The organism is Roseobacter ponti (assembly GCF_012932215.1).
GTDB lineage: Bacteria > Pseudomonadota > Alphaproteobacteria > Rhodobacterales > Rhodobacteraceae > Roseobacter > Roseobacter ponti.
Genome location: NZ_CP048788.1, coordinates 3,518,182 through 3,537,705, shown reverse-complemented (window position 1 = coordinate 3,537,705; position 19,524 = coordinate 3,518,182). Strand labels below are relative to the sequence as shown.

Genomic DNA, 19,524 nt, shown 5'->3' with positions numbered 1-19,524 from the left:
TAAAAACAGGCTCGTGTCCGCGCAGCGATATGTTAACAGGCGCACAGAGCGTGCAGTGACGCGCGGATCAACAGTGTGAGGGACATCAATGCTGAATGAATTCAAAAGTTTTATCGCCAAGGGCAATGTCATGGACATGGCGGTTGGTATTATCATCGGCGCCGCTTTTACGGCCATCGTGACCTCGCTGGTCGGCGATCTGATCAACCCCGTCATCGCGCTGTTTACCGGTGGTATCGATTTTTCAGGCTGGTTTTATGTCATGGGTGATCAGACCTTTGCCTCCATTGAGGCGGCAACCGAGGCCGGCGTACCGGTCTTTGCCGTTGGCAAGTTCGTCATGGCGATCATCAACTTCCTGATCGTTGCCTTCGTGGTGTTTCTACTGGTGAAGATGGTCAACCGCATTAAGGAAGCTGCTGAACGGCCTGAAACACACGCCGATGAAGCGCCCACCGGGCCGACCGAGCTTGAAGTGCTGCTGCAGATCCGCGACGCGCTCAAAAAAGACGCCTGAGAGGCAGTCACGAAAAAGGGCCCGCAGCAGATGCCGCGGGCCCCCTTTTTATGTCATATGATCAGTTGTCGCCGAGGTTCAGCGTCGGCAGACCACCACCGGATGCGCTGAACGCTTTCACCGGTGCGGCAACACCCGAAGATATCAGCGAGGCGCGGATGATGGCATTGCGCGATTTTGTCTGCCCGGGCAGGACTGCCGGTTCTGCGCCGTTCTCCATCGCGGTAAGCGCTGTCTCATACCAGCCGGTCGATCCGCCTCGGGGCGCATCGGTACCAAAGCCCCAGCGCACGTGGTGGCCGACGAATTCGGAGTAAGGCGCGCGGCCTGCAGCCAGCATCACGGTGGCAGCCCCCAGCGCCATTTTGGCGTCGTCTTCACGGTAGCCGAGCCCGAGGCAGATCTGGCCGTAGCCTGTCGCCGTGGCCATATCACCGTTAAAGAGCGTATTTGCGGTCTGCTGGGCTGTCACAGCAACCGAAGCGGCACCCGCGCCGGAAATCTGGGCAATAGCCGGCGCCATGGCGTCAGCGATCTGCGAACACCCGGCGCGCAGCTGTGCATCCGACTGATCGACCGAGGCCCGCAGCGCGTCACTCTGACGAATCGCATCGGCGCGCGCTTCGCAGAACTGCTCACCCAGAGCCTGGTCCGGATTGGTGACGTTGCTTGCAAGGATCACGCCATTGGCCTGGGTCTGGCTGTTCACGATCTTGCAGTGGCTGACCATTGATGCGCTGGACTGCGCTCCGCTCAGGCTGAGCGGAGCGAGGGGGGCCGGCTGGGCCGCCGCAGCATAGGTTTCGTTCTGGTTAAAGGTCTGAACCTGGCCGGACGCCGTGACGCTGTTGCCGGTCTGAGCACCGCCGTATCTGTTGGCATAGTTCGGATCCGCGAAAGCCTTGAGCAGACCGCGGGTGCCTTCGCTTGCGACAACCTGCGGATAGGCATTCCCGCCGCCGGCCTGCATACGCTGATGCGAGGAGACAAGGTTCACACGCTGGTATTCCTCAAGATATCCGGTCGCCGGATAGCCCATATAGGCCTGATAGGTTGAAATCGCGCCACGCGACCGGCTGCCGAGAGAGCCGTCCACTGTTCCCGCCGGGAATCCGAAAGCATTGAGCGCGGACTGAACCTCGCGGTTCTGCTGACGCTGGTAACTGTTGTTGGAATAGGTGCGCTGTGTCGTGGTTGTACGCTTCTTTTTGTTGTTGTTGACCTGCTGGTTCACGATTGCGCCCACAGCGGCCCCGACAGCAAAGGCACCGAGGTTAGAATCGGCCATGGCGGTCGTGGTCGTCAGCATCATTGCAGCGGCAAGGGCTGCAGAAATCCGGTTACTCTGTTTCATTGAAATCCGGTTACTCTGTTTCATTGTTATATCCCGCAAAAAATGAATTTTCTGACCCGATTAAACCCGATTCGAGCCATCAAAGCACTGGTTTTCTGAGAAAAGAGCCCGGGTCGCGGGGGCTTCACGGCGCAGATCCGCCGTGCCCCGGGCTTCTGAAGTTCAGCCGGCGTGGCGGGACGCAGCAGGCATTTGCCCGCTAACGACCCGCAATCGTTACTGTTTTACAACTATGGAGGGCGAGACCACATCGATCCCCAGCGCCTTGCCGACGGCGAAATAGGTCAGCTGGCCGGCATGCACATTAAGCCCGTCCAGCAGGTGCGGATCATCGAGACAGGCCTGTTTCCAGCCCTTATCCGCCAGCGCCAGCATGAAAGGCATCGTCGCGTTGCCCAGTGCAATCGTCGAGGTGCGAGCCACAGCACCGGGCATATTCGCCACGCAATAGTGCATGATATCGTCCACATCATAGACCGGATCCTGGTGCGTGGTCGCACGCGAGGTTTCAAAACAACCACCCTGATCAATGGCCACATCGACGAGGGCCGCGCCGGGTTTCAGTTCGGAAAGCTGCGCGCGGCTGATCAGCTTGGGGGCAGCGGCCCCGGGGATCAGGACAGCGCCGACAATCATATCCGCAGCACGGGCAAGCTCGATGGTGTTGCCGGCGGAGGCATAGCTGGTTTTGAACTGCTGCCCGAAGACATCATCGAGATAGCGCAGACGCGCCAGCGAACGGTCGAGCACGGTTACATCCGCGCCCATACCGGCCGCGATCCGGGCCGCATGGGTGCCGACGACACCGCCGCCGATCACCAGCACACGCGCCGGGCCGACACCGGGCACACCGCCCATCAGAACACCGCGCCCGCCGTTGGCTTTCTGCAGGGTCCAGGCCCCGACCTGAGGGGCCAGACGCCCTGCCACTTCCGACATCGGCGCCAGCAAAGGCAGGCCGCCGCGGTCATCGGTCACAGTTTCATAGGCGATACATGTTGCCCCCGAAGCGATCAGATCGCGGGTTTGCTCAGGGTCCGGTGCCAGGTGCAGATAGGTAAAGAGCACCTGACCTTCACGCAGCATTCGGCGCTCCCCGGCCTGTGGTTCTTTCACCTTTACGATCATATCGGCGGTGCTGAATACGTCAGCTGCCGTTGCGGCGATCTCTGCGCCGGCGTCGGTATAATCGCTGTCTTCAAATCCTGCGCCTTTACCGGCACCGGTTTCGATCAGCACGCGGTGGCCATGTGCGACGGCCTCGCCCGCGGCATTGGGCGTCATGCCGACACGGAATTCCTGTGGTTTGATTTCTTTGGGGCAACCGATAATCATCGCCGTCTTCTCCCTGACCTGATTTCCTGATGCATACGCCCGTCTCTGTGCAATCGGGCATTAAAAATCCCTCGTAAAGGGGGTGCTTTTGCGAATAGTCTTCTGAGAATCCACACGCAGGCGAAAGAATTTTGCACAAATGGCTCTCGATCCAACAGACCGGCGAATCCTCGGCGCACTGCAGACGAAAGGGCGGTTGTCCAATTCAGATCTCAGCGAAGATGTGAACCTCTCGCCCTCGGCCTGTCACAGGCGGGTTCAGCGGCTCGAAAAGGAAGGTTACATCCATGGGTATGTGGCCCTGCTGGACGCAAGGAAAATGGGCGTGCCGACAACGGTCTTTGTCGAAATTACCCTGCAGGGACAGGCAGATGAGGTACTTGATGCCTTTGAAAAGGGCGTCCGGCGCATCCCGGATGTGCTGGAATGTCATCTGATGGCCGGCAGTGCGGATTATCTGCTGAAAGTGGTTGCGGAAAATACCGAAGACTTTGCCCGGATCCACCGACAGTATCTTGCGCGTCTGCCAGGGGTGGCACAGATGCAGTCGAGCTTTGCCTTACGCACGGTTTTCCGAACCACCGCCCTTCCGGTCTGATCCGGCCTGACGGGGCCCTGAAAACCCCGGCGTCGATTCCCGTGAGTCCGAAAGAACGTCGCGAAGAGACACAATCGGGCAGGCTGAACGTCACTGGCGCGCACGGCGAAACAGCAAACCGCCGGCTGAAATAACATCCGCCGGGCGTTTTCGCGGCGGGCGGAATTTTTTTCCCTGTATTTCAGTCAAATACAGCACGTTTCCGAGAAAACCTGAAAATACGGGCCGGCGGGTATCGGCGGGAACGATTGAAATCAACTGCGTTCCGGTCCATCTTTAACGCTGTAAGTACACAGTATGTTTAACAAGTTACGGAGTTTACGATGTTCAGAGGGCTACTCTCTGTCGTCGCCGCGGCCGGCCTTTGGACCGGCGCCTCGCAGGCTGCGACCTTTAACGGCGAGACCGTTACCATTTTTCAGTATTTCGAAGATAACCTTCCGCATCAGCGCGAGTGGGGAAAACGCGAGGTTGCTGCCGGTGAAGGCATCTTCCTTGAGTTCTACACGATCGACCTGCTGCACGATCTTGTCCGGCTGACACTGGATGAAAACAGGTTCTTCCTGCAGAACCGGGGCCGCAACGGTCTGGTGATCCAGGACACCTACGATCTATTGCCGGCTTTCGGCAGCCTGACGATCTTTCAGAACGGATTTGACCGTGAACCGGCTGTAACCGTGTCGGAAAATGAGCTGATCTTTGATTTCAGCGAGGCGGGCGACAATATCGCCGTATCTGCCACATGGGCGGTTCAGGCCGTTCCGCTGCCGGCCACCCTGCCGTTGATGCTTGCAGGCTTCGGCGTGGCGGGCGTGATGCTGCGCCGTCGCCGCAAAAGCTGAACCGGCACGGTCCGGCCTGTCCCGGACCCCCGCGCAAAAAAAGAAACCCCCGCATGGCGCAGGCCATACGGGGGTTTTTTTAAGTCCGGTCACATCCGGAGGTATGCTCAGAGCATTCCTTCGCGTTGTGCTTTTTTGCGTGCCAGTTTACGGGCACGGCGGATCGCTTCAGCTTTCTCGCGCGCTTTTTTCTCGGACGGCTTCTCGAAATGTTGCTTGAGCTTCATCTCGCGGAAGACACCTTCACGCTGCAGCTTTTTCTTCAGGGCACGAAGCGCCTGATCGACGTTGTTGTCGCGAACACTAACCTGCATGTGGTTTTCACCACCTTTCTAAGTTGAGTTGCAAGGATTTGCAGGAAGTGGGCATATAGCAAGGACGCACTATCTTGTCCAGTACAACGCGTATTTTACCCGGGAGCAGACCCATGACCGTTTCATATGACGAGGCCAGAACCGCGCTGCTGGACGCAGCCCTTTTGCACGTACCCTTTGACGGCTGGTCGGAGGCTACTTTTCAGGCCGCAATACGCGATGCGGAAATGGCCCCCGGCGTGGCCCGGGCAGTCTGTCCGCGCGGCGCTGTCGATCTCGCGATCGCCTTTCACAAAAACGGTGATCAGGTGATGCTCGACAGGCTTGGCGCGATCGATATGTCCGGCCTGAAGTTCAGCGAGAAAGTGACTGAGTCGGTGTGGATGCGCATCGGGGCCAGTGAAAATAAAGAGGCTGTGCGCCGGGGCACCACGCTCTTTGCGCTGCCGGTCTATGCCGGTGACGGCGCGCGGCTGATCTGGGGCACGGCAGATCACATCTGGACGGCCCTCGGCGACACTTCAGAGGATTATAACTGGTACACCAAGCGCGCGACGCTCAGCGGTGTTTATTCGTCCACAGTGCTTTACTGGCTGGGGGATGACAGCCCCGATGCGATGGCTACGCGCGCCTTTCTTGAGCGCCGGATCGGGGACGTGATGCAGATCGAAAAGCTCAAATCGCAGGTTCGTAAAAGCCCGACGCTGAGCCGCCTGATGGCCGGACCGGAATGGGTGCTGGGTCGGATCAGACCGCCGGCGCGTGCACAGCGCGACACAATGCCGGGCAGCTGGACGGCCCCGCGCGGAGAGGCAGACAGACCCTGATACGTCATGACAGGCAGCAGCGACCATCCGGGTGCCGTGGCACATCCGGTTTTCTGCGGGCGTCAGGCCTGTTAGAGACAGATAACAGAACCGAAGGACGCTGCCGATGACCGAGATGATGCGCGCCGTTGAAATTACCGGAGCAGGCGGTCCGGATGTGCTGCAGATCACCGAACGACCGGTGCCGCAGCCGGCACATGGTCAGGTGGTAATCAAAGTTGCCTTCGCCGGCGTGAACCGCCCGGACGCACTGCAGCGTGCGGGCCTTTACGACCCGCCCGCAGGTGCCAGCGACCTGCCCGGTCTGGAAGCTTCGGGAGAGGTTGTGGCTGTGGGCGCGGGAGTATCAGAAGTGGCACCCGGAGACATGGTCTGTGCTCTTTTGCCGGGTGGAGGATACGCCGAATACGTTGCAACACCTGCCGCGCACTGTCTGCCGGTGCCGGACAGGCTGTCGCTCAAAGAGGCCGCCTGTCTGCCTGAGACCTTCTTTACGGTCTGGTCAAATGTATTTGGCAGGGGCGGTTTGAAAGCAGGCGAAAAGTTTCTTGTACACGGGGGCTCGTCCGGCATCGGAACGACGGCGATCCAGCTGGCCCGCGCCTTTGGCGCGCGGGTCTTCACGACGGCCGGGTCTGCCGAAAAGTGCGAAGCCTGCCTGAGGCTTGGCGCCGAGATCGCGATCAATTACCGCGAAGAGGATTTCGTGGAGCGCATCAGGGCTGAGGGCGGCGCTGATCTGATACTTGATATGGTCGGCGGCGATTATATCCCGCGCAACCTGAAAACGCTCGCCAATGACGGGCGGCTGGTGCAGATCGCCTTTCTGGACGGGCCGAAGGTCGAAGTGAATTTTGTGCAGCTTATGACAAAGCGGCTGACGATGACCGGCAGCACCCTGCGTCCGCAAAGCGATCTGGCCAAGGCCCGGATTGCCGAAGATCTGCGGGAGGCCGTCTGGCCGCTGATCAGCGCGGGTCGTGTCGCACCGGTTATGGATCAGGAATTCGCGCTGGAGAACGCCGCGGATGCGCATACCCGCATGGAAAGCTCAGGGCATATCGGCAAGATCGTCCTGAAAGTCGGCGGTTAGCGCAGGTTTACGCACCTGTCATGGTCCGCAAAAGCAGCCCGAGTGCCGGTAGGGCAGAAAATGCCGTCAGGCTGCCCAACAAGAGTGCGGCCGCGATATTCAGCGTCTGCAGCGGCCATAGCCAGCGCCGCGCCAGCCCGGACACCTGATTGAGCGAAAAGATCAGGATCACACAGATCGCGAATGCAACGAGCTGCAATCGGGGCGCGGTCAGCTGCCGAAGGCCTGCAGACAGTGCGGCGGGCAGGGCGATGTTGACCAGGGCCACCGCAAGCACCGGCGGCAACCTCACCGGACCGGCTGAAAGAGTGCACTCGGTGACGGGCAGTCAAGTAATACATCAGGCCCGCATTTGCGCGGCTCAAGATCGCGCGACAGACAGATGCGGGCCTCCTGGATCTGGCCCTCTTTGCAGGTGATTGTAACCATGTCGGGGCTCAGTTGCGGGTTCGCCTCCAGAAAGGCCTCCTCGACGACGGAGGCCGGCAACCGCACCGGATCCGTCAGCTGTCTGAAGATCTGAGGCCGCACCACCCGCCGGTAGGCCTCGCGTGACAGCGCATAATAATCCGTGGCATCCAGACCGGAGCAGACGCCGTGTTTTTTCCACTGGTGCCAGGCCAGTCCCGGGGTGCCCATAACATCAGCCATCTCATCGGTCATGCGGCGCGAAGGCGAACGCTCGCGGGTCCGGCAGTACTGAGGGTAGCCGCGGTCATACTGTGGCCACAGCCCGTGCATGATCCAGCCGTGGCCCGTGCCGCGCTCACACTGCGGTGAATTCCGGTCGTCGCCTTCGCGCAGGCACCAGTTCGGTGACCAGCTCAGCGACAGGACATAATAGTCGAACGCACCGGCGCGGTCGTCTTCTGCCATGACGGGCAGGGCGGCCAGCAGCCAGATCACAAGCGCGCGCATTGGGTCTTTCCTTATCCCGTTTTCGCGACTATACAGCGCCCGAGTTCCCCCACAACGGAAACCCGTCCCGGACCCGGGACCGCCCTTCCAGGCGACGGGGAAGATGTGGGCCGAAAGAGATGTCGCAGGAGAAGAAAAATGGCACAACCGATCATGGCAAAAGCCACCGCCGTCTGGCTGGTCGATAACACCACTATCAGTTTCAAGCAGATCGCTGATTTTGTCGGCATGCACGAGCTGGAGGTTCAGGGTATTGCGGACGGAGACGTGGCCCAGGGCGTCAAAGGCTTTGATCCCATCGCCAACAATCAGCTGACGCAGGATGAGATTGATGCAGCACAGGAAAGCCCGACGCACAAACTGCAGCTGAAATTTAACGCCGCAGCCCAGGGCGAGGAAAAACGCCGCGGGCCGCGCTATACACCGCTCAGCAAGCGTCAGGATCGTCCGGCGTCGATCCTGTGGCTGGTGAAATTCCACCCCGAACTGAGCGACGCACAGATCAGCAAACTGGTGGGCACGACCAAACCCACCATTCAGGCAATCCGCGAGCGCACACACTGGAATATCTCAAACATCCAGCCGATCGATCCGGTTGCTCTGGGGCTTTGCAAGCAGTCAGAGCTTGATGCGGTTGTTCAGAAAGCCGCCGCCAAGAAAGCCGCCGATGCGCCGGTGATGAGCGATGACGAGCGCCGCAAGCTGGTCAGCACCGAGCAGAGCCTTGGCATGGATGCCGAGCCGAAGATCCCCACCGCCATCGAAGGCCTCGAGACATTTACCCTTTCGGGTGACACCGAGGCAGACAGCAAGGAAGAAGAAGAGGCCAGTGCCGGCGATTTCTCGGATGCGGAAAGCTTCTTTAATCTTCCCGAAGGCACGCGGGACGACGACGAAGACGAGGACGAGGAAAAGGCCGGGAAATCCGCCGGCTGATGCCTTCGACAAGCGTAAAAATGCCCGGTGCCTTTGCGCGCCGGGTTTTTTTTATGTCCGCTACCCGCTAGAACCGGCGGAGCCGACGGAGCATTTCCGACGCCGCAGATCCGGATAAGAGTATGACAGTAATTCAGGGAATGATCTGGGCGCTGGCTTTTGCGATAACGCTCGCAACGCTGCTGCCACTCACCCGGATCCCGCTGGGGGTCATCCGGGGCCTCGCATTCCCGCGCCTGCAGCTTTTTGTATTGTCTCTCGCCGGGGTTGTCGCAGCCCTTATTGCGGGTCCCGGCGCTGCACTTCAGATCGCCGCAGTGCTCTTTGCGCTGAATGCGGTTGCGCATTTAAGCTATATCGTGAAATTCACGCCGCTCTGGCCGCAGCAGTCGCGCCCGGCGACCGGATCGCTGAAAGCTGACCTCTCACGGCAGCTGTCAGTTCTGTCCTCTAATGTCAAAATGTCCAACCGGGAGTATGACCGGCTGGTAAACCTGGTGCGCGCGCGCCGGCCCGATATCGTGCTGGCCCTTGAGACAGACGAACCCTGGATTGCCGCTCTGGGTGATGCGCTTGAAGAGGATTATCCGGAGATTATCCGCCAGCCCCAGGATAACGGATACGGCCTGTGCGTTATGTCAAAACTGCCACTGAGTGACACAGCGGTTGATTTTCTGGTGGTGCAGGCGGTGCCGTCGGTGCGCACCACTGTCACGCTGCCCTGCGGAGACGAACTGCGGCTTTTCGTGTTGCACCCCGAGCCGCCGGCAATCGGTCATACAAGTCTGGGACGCGACAGCGAGATCGCTCTGGCCGGAATGCAGGCACGGGAGTCTGCCTTGCCGGCAGTGATCGCGGGCGATCTCAACGATGTTGCCTGGTCGACGACGACCCGGCGGTTTCAGCGCCTGTCCGGCCTGCTGGACCCGCGCGTCGGGCGCGGGCTCTATAATACTTTTCATGCTTTTTATCCCCTGCTGCGCTGGCCGCTGGATCATGTGTTTCACGACGCGCGGTTCCGGCTTGTGTTGCTTGAGCGGCTCGAACACATCGGGTCTGACCACTTCCCTTTGTACTTTGAACTGGCGCTGACCGAGACCAGACGCGGCGATGATCAGATTGAGCCGTCTGATGCCGCCGAAGAAAGCGAGACCCGCCGGATGATCCGCGAGGAACGCGCAAAACCACGCTCGCCCATCGGCGAGGACTGGGAAGACGGCTGACCGGGTGTTGCATTCTGAACGCACCCGGACGCGCTGTGGAAATAATTAACTGTGCCTGCAGATTGGGACTTGTACGAATCTCAAACAGGCGTAAGTGCACGGACACAGACGCCAACGCACGCGCCTCTGGCCGGTCAGCCACCCTGTTAAGGGATCCTGACTGACCCGCGTTTATGTAGCGACGGTAACGTCTCTTGAAACGACTCTTGGGGACCTCCCCCCCACCTGCTCTTTGGAGATGACCATGAACGCTACAGTCCCCGGCGCCCTGCGCGCCGCATCCCCCGTATTCGTCGATCAGGCAGCGGCCTACATCGCGGCGAACTTCTTTGACAAACCGACGCTGGTGATCTCCCGCGATCGCGTCTCCGCACAGTATGACGCGCTGCACGCCGGTCTGGGTGCCGCGCACATCCATTATGCCGTCAAAGCGAACCCCGCGCCGGAACTGATCCGCATGCTGGTCAAAAAAGGCTCCGGCTTTGATGCTGCCTCCCGCCAGGAAATCGAGCTTTGCCTCAGCCAGGGCGCGCGCCCGGAGAACATCTCTTTCGGCAACACCATCAAACGCGCCTCCGATATCGCATTCGCGGCAAGCGCCGGTGTGACCCTTTTCGCCGCAGACAGCGAAGCTGAGCTCGACAAAATCGCCCGCCACGCACCGGGCGCCCGCGTTTATATCCGCCTGATCGTCGAAAACAGCCAGGCCGACTGGCCGCTCAGCCGCAAATTCGGGTGCGGCGCGTCCATGCTGCCGTCGCTTCTCGATCATGCGGTCGCCGTGGGCCTGCAGCCCTACGGTCTGTCCTTCCACGTCGGATCGCAGACCCGCGAAGCCGCGCACTGGAACCCGGTTCTGGATCAGGTTGCACCGCTGTGGCACGCCGCACGCGCCGCTGGTCACGACCTGCAGCTTCTCAACATCGGCGGCGGCTTCCCGGCTTTTTACGGCCAGACCGTCCAGGCGCCCCGCGCCTATGCTGCGGCTGTTATGGCGTCGGTCAAAGAGCGTTTCGGTGACGTCGCAGAAGTTATGGCAGAGCCCGGACGCGGTATGGTCGCAGAAGCCGGCCACATCGTGGCCGAAGTGATGCTGGTGTCGAAAAAATCCGAAGACGACCTGCACCGCTGGGTTTATCTCGACATTGGCCGTTTCTCCGGTCTTGCTGAGACCGAAGGCGAAGCAATCCGCTACCAGTTTGTGACCCGTCACGACGGCACAGAGACCGGCCCCTGCGTTCTGGCCGGCCCGTCCTGTGACAGTGCGGATATCCTTTATGAAAAACGCCCCGTGCAGCTGCCCATGTCGCTGCGCGACGGCGACCGGATCGTGATCCGCAACTGTGGTGCCTATACCTCAAGCTACAGCTCTGTCGGGTTCAACGGATTTCCACCGCTGGATGTGATCGTTCTGTAGCAGCGAACACATCGCCCTGGAAAAAAGAGCCGTCCACCTTGGGAGGGGTGGGCGGCTTGCTGTTTCAGGGGCGCGCCGGCGCCTGCGGGGGGCGCGCCAGATGTCCCCGTTTGATCCAGACCTTTGCGCCTGTCTCCCCGGCTTCGACTGTCATCCGGGCACCGCGCGGCAGGCGCAGCCATGACTGCACGCCAAATGTCTCGCCCTCTGCGGTGAACCCGGCCTCGAGCACCAGCAGTTCCAGCCCGTCCGGTGCCTCCAGCGCCAGCGTGGTGCCCGCAGCCCATCGCTCGACACAGACGTTTTCATTGCTGTCGTTGTGCAGCGCCAGCCGCGTCACACCGGGCGTGTCTCCGACCGGCGCATAGTCACCAGCGCGGGTATCCACGCTGAACTGTGTGCGGTCGGCCATGTCAAACTGCCACAGCTTTACAAAGATCACGCAGCCGGCCTGAGATCCCGGCGTATGGCTGGTGGTCGGCGGGTTGCGCACATACGTCCCGGCGGGATAATCGCCATGCTCATCCTGGAACACACCCTCCAGCACAAAAAATTCCTCGCCGCCCGTATGAGTGTGGGCGGAAAATCGGCTGTCGGGTGCGTAGCGCACGATTGAGGTCGCCCGCGCGACCTCATCCCCGATCCTGTCAAGCATCCGCCGGTCAACCCCGGCCATAGGTGAGGGTGTCCAGTCCAGATCCGCCGCATGCACAACGGCCCGGCGGTTGAAATCTGCGTTGAGCTGCAAGGGGTCTCCTTTTCTTTGCGGATGCGCGGCGGTCGTCCGGTGCCGCCGCAGCGCTTATACCAGGTCGCGTCACAGAGCGCGATACAACTGTGTAGGATCAGGTGCTGCAGGGGCGACACTTTTCATCACAATTCCTTTGGATGGTGCCGTGTCTTTTCGGTTTTCCGGTGCTCATCTGAACTTTTCCGCCGGTCTGGTCGTTAACCCGGTGCAACCGATGGAGAATGAATTTGGAGCCGGTTAAAATACTGATGGATCAGTTACGATCCATCGCGAGATCCTCAATCGAAATTCTGCCGCAGATCGCCGTCGCCCTTCTGGTCATTCTGGTGACCTGGGGTCTGGCCGGTCTCGGACGCTATGTCCTCGGCAAGGTGATGGCGCGCACGCGCCTGCGTGAAAGCCTCAAGAGCCTGTTTTCCCTGCTCGTGTCTATCGCCATCTGGACCCTGGGGATTATGATAGCCGCGGTGATCCTCTTTCCCGGACTGACCCCGGGCAGCATTCTCGCGGGTCTCGGCATCGGCTCTGTCGCCATTGGTTTTGCCTTCAAAGATGTGTTCGAGAATTTCCTTGCGGGGATAATCATTCTGTTCCGGCGCGAGATGCGCATCGGGGATCACATCGCCTGTGAGGGCATTGAAGGCAAAGTCGCCCAGATCGCCATCCGTGAAAGCCACATACGGCAGACCGACGGACAACTGGTCATCGTGCCGAACTCGATCCTTTTCAAAAATCCTCTGATCGTCCGTACCGATCAGGATGTCCGCCGTGTCACCGTGATCTGCGGCGTCGCATATGACGTCGATGTGGACGAGGCGCGGAGTGTCATCGAAAGCGCTGTTGAGACCTGTGAAACAGTTGTGCGCGATGGCCGGCCTGTTCAGATTTTCGCTCAGGAGTTTGCGTCGTCGTCGATCAATTTCGAGGTTACCTGGTGGACCGGATCCACGCCCGTTGACGTGCGCAGATCGCGTGATGAAGTTGTGTCTGCGGTTAAACGGGCTCTCGACGATGCCGGTATTGAAATCCCGTTCCCTTACAGGACGCTGACGTTCAAGGAGCCCTTGCCGCTGCGCGGGGAGGCTGCACCGGAGACGTCAGCGGCCGGAGCATAGGGTCACAGAGTGGTTCTTGCGCGCATCGCGGCGGTGATGGTGCCGTCATCAAGGTAATCTAGTTCACCTCCCACCGGTACGCCCTGGGCCAGCGACGTCAGCCGCACCTGTCCCTCAAGCTGATCGGCAATGTAATGTGCGGTGGTCAGCCCGTCGATTGTGGCGCTGAGCGCGAGGATGACCTCGGTAATGTTCTCTGACGGAATGCGATCGAGCAGTCGCGGGATGCGCAGTTCTTCGGGCCCGATGGCATCAAGTGCTGAAAGTGTGCCGCCCAGCACATGATACCGCCCTTTGAAGACGCCCGAGCGTTCCATCGCCCAGAGATCCGCCACATCGCTGACCACGCAAAGCTCTCCGGTGGCACGCTTTTCCGAAGTGCAGATGTCGCAGATATCCGTGGTGCCGACATTCCCGCAGTTCAGACACTCGCGCGCCGTTTCTGCGACGGTGCGAAGGGTGTCGGCCAGAGGCATAAGTAACAGGCTGCGTTTACGGATCAGGTGCAGCACCGCACGCCGCGCCGAACGCGGCCCGAGGCCAGGCAGCTTGGCCATCAGCTCAATGAGAGCATCGATGTCTTGCGTGCTGCTCAAACCCTGCGCCTTTCAGAGGGGCTGGCCCGGAAGAAACCGGGACCACCCGCGGGCGACCCCAAAAGCGCCAGAACCCGTTTCAGAAGGGCAGCTTCATATCTGCCGGCAGGCCAAGGCCTTCGGTCAGTTTCGCCATCTCTTCCTGCGCGCGCTGGGACGCTTTGCCCTGCGCGTCTTTGATCGCGGCGAGGATGAGATCTTCCACAACTTCCTTGTCGTCGCTGTTAAAGATCGACGGGTCGATGTCGAGGCCTTTCAGCTCGCCTTTTGCCGTGCAGGTGGCTTTCACGAGGCCGGCGCCGGACTCGCCTTCGACCGTGATGTTCTGCATATCTTCCTGCATCTCGGCCATTTTGCCCTGCATTTCCTGGGCTTTCTTCATCATCCCGGCCATATCGCCGAGACCCCCTAAACCTTTGAACATCTGATCATCCTTTGTGAGACAGTTTGCGTTTTATATGTGAAGGCGCGCGCCGGGAACAAGAGGATCAGCTGTCCTCAAAGGGGTCCCATTCGTCCTCGACCTCAGGCAGCGCTTCCTGACGGGCTGCGGCGGCAATGTCCCCGGGCGTGCGCACGGTGCCGATCTCGGCCTTAGGAAACTGCGCCAGAACCGCCTGCATGAGCGGATGCTGCCGGATCTGCTCTTCCATGGCATAGCGCGCGGCGTTTCGGATCTCGTCGATCGTTTTCGCGCCGCCCTCGCTGACAACAGTCACCGCCCAGCGATTGCCGGTCCAGTTCTGCAGCCGCTGACCGAGGCGTTGCGCCAGATCGCGCGGTGCGCGGTCGGTGGGCTGAAATTCGATGCGCCCGGGCTGGTAGGTGACAAGGCGCAGGTCGGTTTCCACATCCACCAGAAGTTTGCCGTCTTTGTTGGCACGGATAAGTTCGACCACATGTTCAAATGTCGGGAACCGCGCGAGCGCTGCATCGGCGTCTGCTGCCAGAGCTGTTGCGGGGCCGGCTCCTGATCCGCCTGACGCGCGCGGTGCTGTACTGAAGCTACCTGCCGGGGCATCTGCGCGCACCGGCGCGGATGATGCCGCAGTGCCAGCGGATGCACCGGAGGGCCCGGGGGCCGGCGGGGTCGTGCCGCTGAGCCTGCGCAGCAGATCCTCAGGCGCGGGCAGATCCGCCACATGGGTCAGCCGGATAACTGCCATCTCGGCGGCCATCATCGCATTCGGCGCTGTTGCGACTTCGTCGAGCGCTTTGAGCAGCATCTGCCACAGACGTGTAAGCACCCGCATCGGCAGTTTTTCCGCCATAGCAAGGCCACGCGCACGCTCATCGGGAGAGACTGTCGGGTCTTCGGCGGCCTCGGGCGTGATCTTGACCACCGAGACCCAGTGCGTGATTTCCGCCAGATCGCGCAGCACCGCCATCGGGTCCGCGCCTTCGGCATACTGGCCCGAAAGCTCGCTGAGTGCTGCGGCGGCATCCCCCCTGAGCACCATGTCAAAGAGATCAAGCACCCGGCCCCGGTCGGCCAGTCCCAGCATTGCGCGCACCTGATCGGCGGTGGTCTCACCCGCGCCATGGCTGATCGCCTGATCCAGCAGTGAGGTCGCATCGCGCGCGGAACCTTCTGCGGCGCGGGTGATCAGCGCCAGAGCGTCATCAGTGATCTGCGCACCTTCCGCTTTTGCGATCCGGGACATCAGCGCGATCATCACCTCCGGCTCAATCCGGCGCAGATCAAAGCGCTGACAACGCGACAGCACCGTCACCGGCACTTTGCGGATTTCGGTCGTGGCAAAGATGAATTTCACATGGGCGGGCGGCTCTTCCAGCGTCTTGAGCAGCGCATTGAAAGCACCGGTCGAGAGCATGTGCACCTCGTCGATAATGTACACTTTGTAGCGCGCCGAAGCCGCCCGGTAATGCACGGAATCGATGATTTCACGGATATTGGCCACACCGGTGTTTGAGGCCGCGTCCATCTCGAGCACATCGACATGCCGGCCTTCCATAATGGCGGTGCAGTGCTCACAGGTGCCGCAGGGCTCGGTGGTGGGGCCACCTTCGCCGTCCGGCCCGATGCAGTTCATCCCCTTGGCAATGATCCGCGCCGTCGTGGTTTTGCCGGTTCCGCGAATACCGGTCATCACAAAGGCCTGGGCGATCCTGTCGGCCTCAAAAGCGTTTTTCAGCGTGCGCACCATCGCGTCCTGACCGACCAGATCGGCGAAAGTTTCGGGGCGGTATTTCCGCGCCAGAACCTGGTATTCAGTTTTTTCGCTGTCGGTCATGGAAGGCCCCGGGCAAGATTCGCGCGCTTGTATTCAGGGTATGTCCTCGGGGACGGGACGTAAACTAGAGCCACCACAAAATGAGGCCTGTGAGCAGCGAGGCGCAGCTAAGAAAAATGCTCAGAGCCGTGAAGTAGCTTCGGGTCTGGGCCTGAGCCTCGTGCTGGTTAAGCCGCGACTGGGTGGCGCAGGCCTGCCGCCGTGCCGCCCAGAAGATGAACACCGCGATCAGGATAAAGAAACTGGCGACAGATTTCGGTACCCACGTGGGCTCAAAAGGCCCGAAGACAGCCTTGAGACCTATGGCCAGCGCCACGCAGGCCATCCCGGTCCGCATCCACCCCGCAAAGGTCCGTTCATTCGCGAGGATTGTTCTGTCCTCCGCCCAGTCGGTCCTGTCCTCGGCCATTTCATTGCTGTTTGCCATGAACCTATTGTGTGGCTCGTGCGTTAGGATGCAAGGTGTCAGAGCCACAGGGAGCGAAGATAATGCGGTTAAGAGGCATCAGATCCAGCAAAAATGTGCGTGTCAGGAGGGGCTCCGGGCGCGGTGGACGCGCAGGCGGGCTGGGTCTTGTTGGTGTGCTGGCTGTTCTTGCAATCGGCTATTTTACCGGCATTGACGTGTCGCCCCTGCTGACCGGAACCGGTGCGCCGGTCACGCAGGAAAGCCGCACGGTGACGGTCGAGGATGATGAGATGGTGCAGTTTGTTGCCCGTGTTCTTGCCACCACTGAGGACGTCTGGACGCGCAAATTTGAGCAGCAGGTGGGCCGACCTTACCAGCCGCCACAGCTTGTTGTCTTTTCCGGCGTGACACAAAGCGCGTGTGGCGGCGCATCCGGGGCAACGGGGCCGTTTTACTGTCCGGCCGATCAGATGGCTTATCTCGACACGACGTTTTTCCGGCAGATGGAGCAACAACTGGGCGCGGGCGGTGATTTCGCTGCGGCCTACGTGATCGCGCATGAAGTTGCGCACCACATCCAGAACGAACTCGGCATTCTCGGCAAGGTCGATCAGATGCGCCGGCAGTCGTCGCAGGCCGACGCCAATGCGCTGACCGTGCGGCTGGAGCTGCAGGCCGATTGTCTCTCCGGTGTCTGGGCGCAGTCTGTGCAGGGCCTGATGGAACGTGGCGATCTGGCCGAGGCACTGAACGCAGCCCGCAAGATCGGCGACGATCATCTGCAGCGCCAGGCCGGGCGGGTGCCGCAGCCCCACACCTTTACACATGGCACATCAGAGCAGCGCGCACGCTGGTTTGAGCGCGGATTTGACAGCGGCCAGATGGCCTCATGTGACACATTCAGCGCACGACAGCTGTGAGGGAAAAGGTGAGAGGCTGGACAACGACCCAAGCGGGGCTCGTTACGGCTGCTTCCTTCCGGACCTGACCGGGTTGGCGAGGCGCTCGCCCGCGCCAACCTCTCGACCGGTCATATAGGCAAAGCGCGTCTCAGGTGCAAGAGCGCAGGCTCACAGGTGCAGCCGGATCCGGGCGAAACCGTTTTCCGACGTGCCACAGGGCTCCGGGCGCAGTCCCGCGATCTCAGACAGATGCGTTACCGCGTCGGGAGAGGTCAGCAGGATGGCCGACACATTCAGACCCGGGCGGAAACGCCAGGGCGCGGCCCCGCGAACCGCAGCGCAATCGGGCGCCTGCAGATAGCTCACCAGTCCGTCCTCAAGCGGCGCCCGCCCGCGAAAAGCAATCTCATCCTCAGAGAAGGCGCGTAACTGTCCGCCACCACCTGTGCGGTGGTCCGACGTCGCAACGAGAAACTCCTGATCCGGTTCGAGTGGCCTGCCCTGCCACGTCACGTTGCTTATCCGTCCCTCGCCCAGCCCGCCGGGCCGGCCGGCGGGGTCGTATTTCGGTGGCTGCGTCGGATCGATGACATAGTTCAGCCCGTAGATCGCATCATAGCGGAACCCGGGGATGTTTTCGTTCAGCAGAAGCTGATCAGGATCATCCCGGCGCAGTGTATTGAAAATCACCACCGACCGTTCCAGCCAGTCTGTCAGACGCGCGCCTGTCGTCCGAACGGCCCAGACCTGATTTGAATAGGGGTCAAGCCCCACAATATGGCGCCGCTTTACCGTGCCACCCGGCAAAGAGATGAAGTTATCCGGTCCGTCAAAACCACCGGTCGAGGCGGTGGAGCCCGAGGCCAGCAAGGGCAGATCTTCCAGATCGCTGCCAGCCATCGCCTGCCGGATGACATGACGTTTGGTCTCTGCGATAAGGGCAGAGACAGGGCCGGGCTGGGCGAGCGCGAAGTAACTGTTCATCGGATGTACCAGCCGCCCCACCTCGTGATTGAGATGGTCGCGCGTTGCATGATGGGCATCTGACGCCAGCGCAACAACGTCCGGGTCTTCGGGCGTGTCCGCCGCACTCTGCACCAGCCGGCTTTCTGATCGGGTGATTTTGATGCTGCCGCCATCTGCCGGCCAGGCGAGGTCGAGATCAATCATGCCGAGGTGTGAGCCGGCAAAGCCGGGCAGTACAACGGGTTTGCCGTATACCTTACCCTGACGGCTGTCGGTGTTGCGGTTGGTTTCGTGATCGGGCCCCGGAAACACCAGGTGTGTATGACCGCCGATCACTGCATCCACGCTGCTCAGCTGTGCAATTTCGACGATTTCGTTTTGTGGCTGCAGGCCTTCGTCAAACCGTGCAATCCCCATATGTGCCAGCACAACAATCAGCTCAGCGCCCTCTGCACGCGCAGCTTCGGCGGCATCTGCAGTCGCCTGCACCGGATCACACAGAGACGCGCGTCCGGACAGCTGGTGCCGGTTCCAGCTGATCGTCTGACGGGGCAGCACGGAAACCACGCCAATCCGTAACCGGCGCCGGGTGCCGTCAGAACAGAGCACATCGCGCTCAAGGATAGCACGCGACCGGATAGAGGGAATGCCCGCACCGCCGAGGTTGGAGCAGACCACCGGCATCCTGTATCGCGACAGCGTGGCATCCAGGTAATCCAGCCCGTGATCAAAATCGTGATTGCCAAGACCCACCGCGTCATATCCCAGCATCTGCAGACAGTCGGGCACCGGGTTCGGCGTCCCGCGTCCGGCGTGTGCGAGATAGGCCGCAAGCGGGGTGCCCTGCAGGATATCACCGTTGTCGAGCAGGAAGCTTTCACGTCCGGTGTCGGCAGCTTCATGTCGCGCCGATGCAATCAGAGCGGCAAGTCGTGACAGGCTCGGACCCTCACCGGCGCAGTCCCGCACATAGTCATAAGATGTGATCTGCATGTGGAGATCGCTTGTCGCGAGCAGGGTCACCCCGGCGGTCGTCTCGCGGTCCTGCGAAGAGTGGCGGTCGTTAATCGTCTTGATCTCCCGGGGTTGCTGAAATTAGCAACCATTACGTGCGATTGGTCAAAGAAGATCACGCAGGGGTTGGAAAGTCCAGTGG

At 60.8% G+C, this 19,524-nt stretch carries 22 protein-coding genes and 1 other RNA gene; 10 read left to right on the top strand and 13 right to left on the bottom strand.

The window, feature by feature from the left end; genetic code table 11:
• Positions 1-88: 88 nt before the first annotated feature.
• The gene (gene mscL / locus G3256_RS16965) at positions 89-517 is read left to right on the top strand and encodes a large conductance mechanosensitive channel protein MscL (protein WP_169641948.1); all 429 of its coding nucleotides are present in this window, start codon (positions 89-91) and stop codon (positions 515-517) included.
• A gap of 61 nt (positions 518-578) precedes the next feature.
• On the opposite strand, the gene G3256_RS16960 is transcribed toward mscL, so the two are convergent.
• The gene (locus G3256_RS16960) at positions 579-1,895 is read right to left on the bottom strand and encodes a peptidoglycan-binding domain-containing protein (RefSeq protein WP_246227669.1); all 1,317 of its coding nucleotides are present in this window, start codon (positions 1,893-1,895) and stop codon (positions 579-581) included.
• Positions 1,896-2,087: 192 nt separating this feature from the next.
• A complete protein-coding gene (ald, locus tag G3256_RS16955) occupies positions 2,088-3,206 on the bottom strand; it encodes an alanine dehydrogenase (protein ID WP_169641947.1) in 1,119 nt (372 codons plus the stop codon).
• A gap of 139 nt (positions 3,207-3,345) precedes the next feature.
• Between ald and G3256_RS16950 the strand changes: the two genes are divergently transcribed.
• Positions 3,346-3,804, top strand: coding sequence for an Lrp/AsnC family transcriptional regulator (locus tag G3256_RS16950; protein WP_169641946.1), 459 nt, complete (start codon positions 3,346-3,348; stop codon positions 3,802-3,804).
• Between the two features lie 90 nt (positions 3,805-3,894).
• Here the strand turns inward: G3256_RS16950 and G3256_RS16945 are convergent, their stop codons facing one another.
• Entirely contained in the window at positions 3,895-4,062 is a 168-nt protein-coding gene (locus G3256_RS16945) for a hypothetical protein (RefSeq protein ID WP_169641945.1), read from the bottom strand.
• A gap of 65 nt (positions 4,063-4,127) precedes the next feature.
• On the opposite strand from G3256_RS16945, the gene G3256_RS16940 reads away from it, so the two are divergent.
• Positions 4,128-4,646, top strand: a complete 519-nt coding sequence (locus G3256_RS16940) for a VPLPA-CTERM sorting domain-containing protein (protein ID WP_169641944.1) — start codon at positions 4,128-4,130, stop codon at positions 4,644-4,646.
• A 107-nt stretch (positions 4,647-4,753) separates the two neighbouring features.
• On the opposite strand, the gene rpsU is transcribed toward G3256_RS16940, so the two are convergent.
• Positions 4,754-4,960, bottom strand: a complete 207-nt coding sequence (gene rpsU / locus G3256_RS16935; protein WP_008207378.1) for a 30S ribosomal protein S21 — start codon at positions 4,958-4,960, stop codon at positions 4,754-4,756.
• 113 nt (positions 4,961-5,073) lie between these two features.
• On the opposite strand from rpsU, the gene G3256_RS16930 reads away from it, so the two are divergent.
• Together G3256_RS16930 and G3256_RS16925 are read left to right on the top strand one after the other, a co-directional pair.
• Positions 5,074-5,787 carry a COQ9 family protein gene (locus G3256_RS16930; protein ID WP_169641943.1) on the top strand — a complete coding sequence of 238 codons (714 nt, stop codon included), beginning with the start codon at positions 5,074-5,076 and terminating at the stop codon, positions 5,785-5,787.
• A gap of 106 nt (positions 5,788-5,893) precedes the next feature.
• Entirely contained in the window at positions 5,894-6,880 is a 987-nt protein-coding gene (locus G3256_RS16925) for an NAD(P)H-quinone oxidoreductase (protein ID WP_169641942.1), read from the top strand.
• A 7-nt stretch (positions 6,881-6,887) separates the two neighbouring features.
• Here G3256_RS16925 and G3256_RS16920 read toward each other — a convergent pair whose 3' ends face one another.
• Together G3256_RS16920 and G3256_RS16915 are read right to left on the bottom strand one after the other, a co-directional pair.
• Positions 6,888-7,148 carry a hypothetical protein gene (locus tag G3256_RS16920; protein WP_169641941.1) on the bottom strand — a complete coding sequence of 87 codons (261 nt, stop codon included), beginning with the start codon at positions 7,146-7,148 and terminating at the stop codon, positions 6,888-6,890.
• Between the two features lie 20 nt (positions 7,149-7,168).
• Complete coding sequence (locus G3256_RS16915) at positions 7,169-7,798, bottom strand: ribonuclease T2 family protein (RefSeq protein WP_169641940.1); 630 nt, start codon at positions 7,796-7,798, stop codon at positions 7,169-7,171.
• A gap of 138 nt (positions 7,799-7,936) precedes the next feature.
• Between G3256_RS16915 and G3256_RS16910 the strand changes: the two genes are divergently transcribed.
• The 3 genes from G3256_RS16910 to G3256_RS16900 all read left to right on the top strand — a co-directional run bounded on the left by G3256_RS16910 (position 7,937) and on the right by G3256_RS16900 (position 11,374).
• The gene (locus G3256_RS16910) at positions 7,937-8,734 is read left to right on the top strand and encodes a DUF1013 domain-containing protein (protein ID WP_169641939.1); all 798 of its coding nucleotides are present in this window, start codon (positions 7,937-7,939) and stop codon (positions 8,732-8,734) included.
• Between the two features lie 122 nt (positions 8,735-8,856).
• Positions 8,857-9,957 (top strand): endonuclease/exonuclease/phosphatase family protein, encoded by a 1,101-nt coding sequence (locus G3256_RS16905; RefSeq protein WP_169641938.1) that lies wholly within the window; start codon positions 8,857-8,859, stop codon positions 9,955-9,957.
• 238 nt (positions 9,958-10,195) lie between these two features.
• Positions 10,196-11,374 (top strand): type III PLP-dependent enzyme, encoded by a 1,179-nt coding sequence (locus tag G3256_RS16900; RefSeq protein WP_169641937.1) that lies wholly within the window; start codon positions 10,196-10,198, stop codon positions 11,372-11,374.
• A gap of 64 nt (positions 11,375-11,438) precedes the next feature.
• Here the strand turns inward: G3256_RS16900 and G3256_RS16895 are convergent, their stop codons facing one another.
• Positions 11,439-12,122: a cupin domain-containing protein gene (locus G3256_RS16895; RefSeq protein ID WP_169641936.1), complete on the bottom strand. Its 684-nt coding sequence runs from the start codon at positions 12,120-12,122 to the stop codon at positions 11,439-11,441.
• A 251-nt stretch (positions 12,123-12,373) separates the two neighbouring features.
• Here G3256_RS16895 and G3256_RS16890 point away from each other — a divergent pair, with 251 nt between their 5' ends.
• Positions 12,374-13,240: a mechanosensitive ion channel family protein gene (locus tag G3256_RS16890; RefSeq protein ID WP_169641935.1), complete on the top strand. Its 867-nt coding sequence runs from the start codon at positions 12,374-12,376 to the stop codon at positions 13,238-13,240.
• Positions 13,241-13,242: 2 nt separating this feature from the next.
• On the opposite strand, the gene recR is transcribed toward G3256_RS16890, so the two are convergent.
• The 4 genes from recR to G3256_RS16870 form a co-directional block, all read right to left on the bottom strand.
• Complete coding sequence (gene recR / locus G3256_RS16885) at positions 13,243-13,836, bottom strand: recombination mediator RecR (RefSeq protein ID WP_169641934.1); 594 nt, start codon at positions 13,834-13,836, stop codon at positions 13,243-13,245.
• A 79-nt stretch (positions 13,837-13,915) separates the two neighbouring features.
• The gene (locus G3256_RS16880; protein ID WP_169641933.1) at positions 13,916-14,260 is read right to left on the bottom strand and encodes a YbaB/EbfC family nucleoid-associated protein; all 345 of its coding nucleotides are present in this window, start codon (positions 14,258-14,260) and stop codon (positions 13,916-13,918) included.
• 64 nt (positions 14,261-14,324) lie between these two features.
• A complete protein-coding gene (locus G3256_RS16875) occupies positions 14,325-16,091 on the bottom strand; it encodes a DNA polymerase III subunit gamma/tau (protein ID WP_169641932.1) in 1,767 nt (588 codons plus the stop codon).
• 64 nt (positions 16,092-16,155) lie between these two features.
• The gene (locus G3256_RS16870) at positions 16,156-16,518 is read right to left on the bottom strand and encodes a YidH family protein (protein WP_169641931.1); all 363 of its coding nucleotides are present in this window, start codon (positions 16,516-16,518) and stop codon (positions 16,156-16,158) included.
• A gap of 62 nt (positions 16,519-16,580) precedes the next feature.
• Here G3256_RS16870 and ypfJ point away from each other — a divergent pair, with 62 nt between their 5' ends.
• The gene (gene ypfJ / locus G3256_RS16865) at positions 16,581-17,420 is read left to right on the top strand and encodes a KPN_02809 family neutral zinc metallopeptidase (RefSeq protein ID WP_169641930.1); all 840 of its coding nucleotides are present in this window, start codon (positions 16,581-16,583) and stop codon (positions 17,418-17,420) included.
• A 7-nt stretch (positions 17,421-17,427) separates the two neighbouring features.
• Here the strand turns inward: ypfJ and ffs are convergent.
• An RNA gene (ffs, locus tag G3256_RS16860) (signal recognition particle sRNA small type) lies at positions 17,428-17,524 on the bottom strand.
• Positions 17,525-17,570: 46 nt separating this feature from the next.
• Positions 17,571-19,391, bottom strand: a complete 1,821-nt coding sequence (locus tag G3256_RS16855) for a 5'-nucleotidase C-terminal domain-containing protein (protein ID WP_281359590.1) — start codon at positions 19,389-19,391, stop codon at positions 17,571-17,573.
• Between the last annotated feature and the right edge of the window lie 133 nt (positions 19,392-19,524).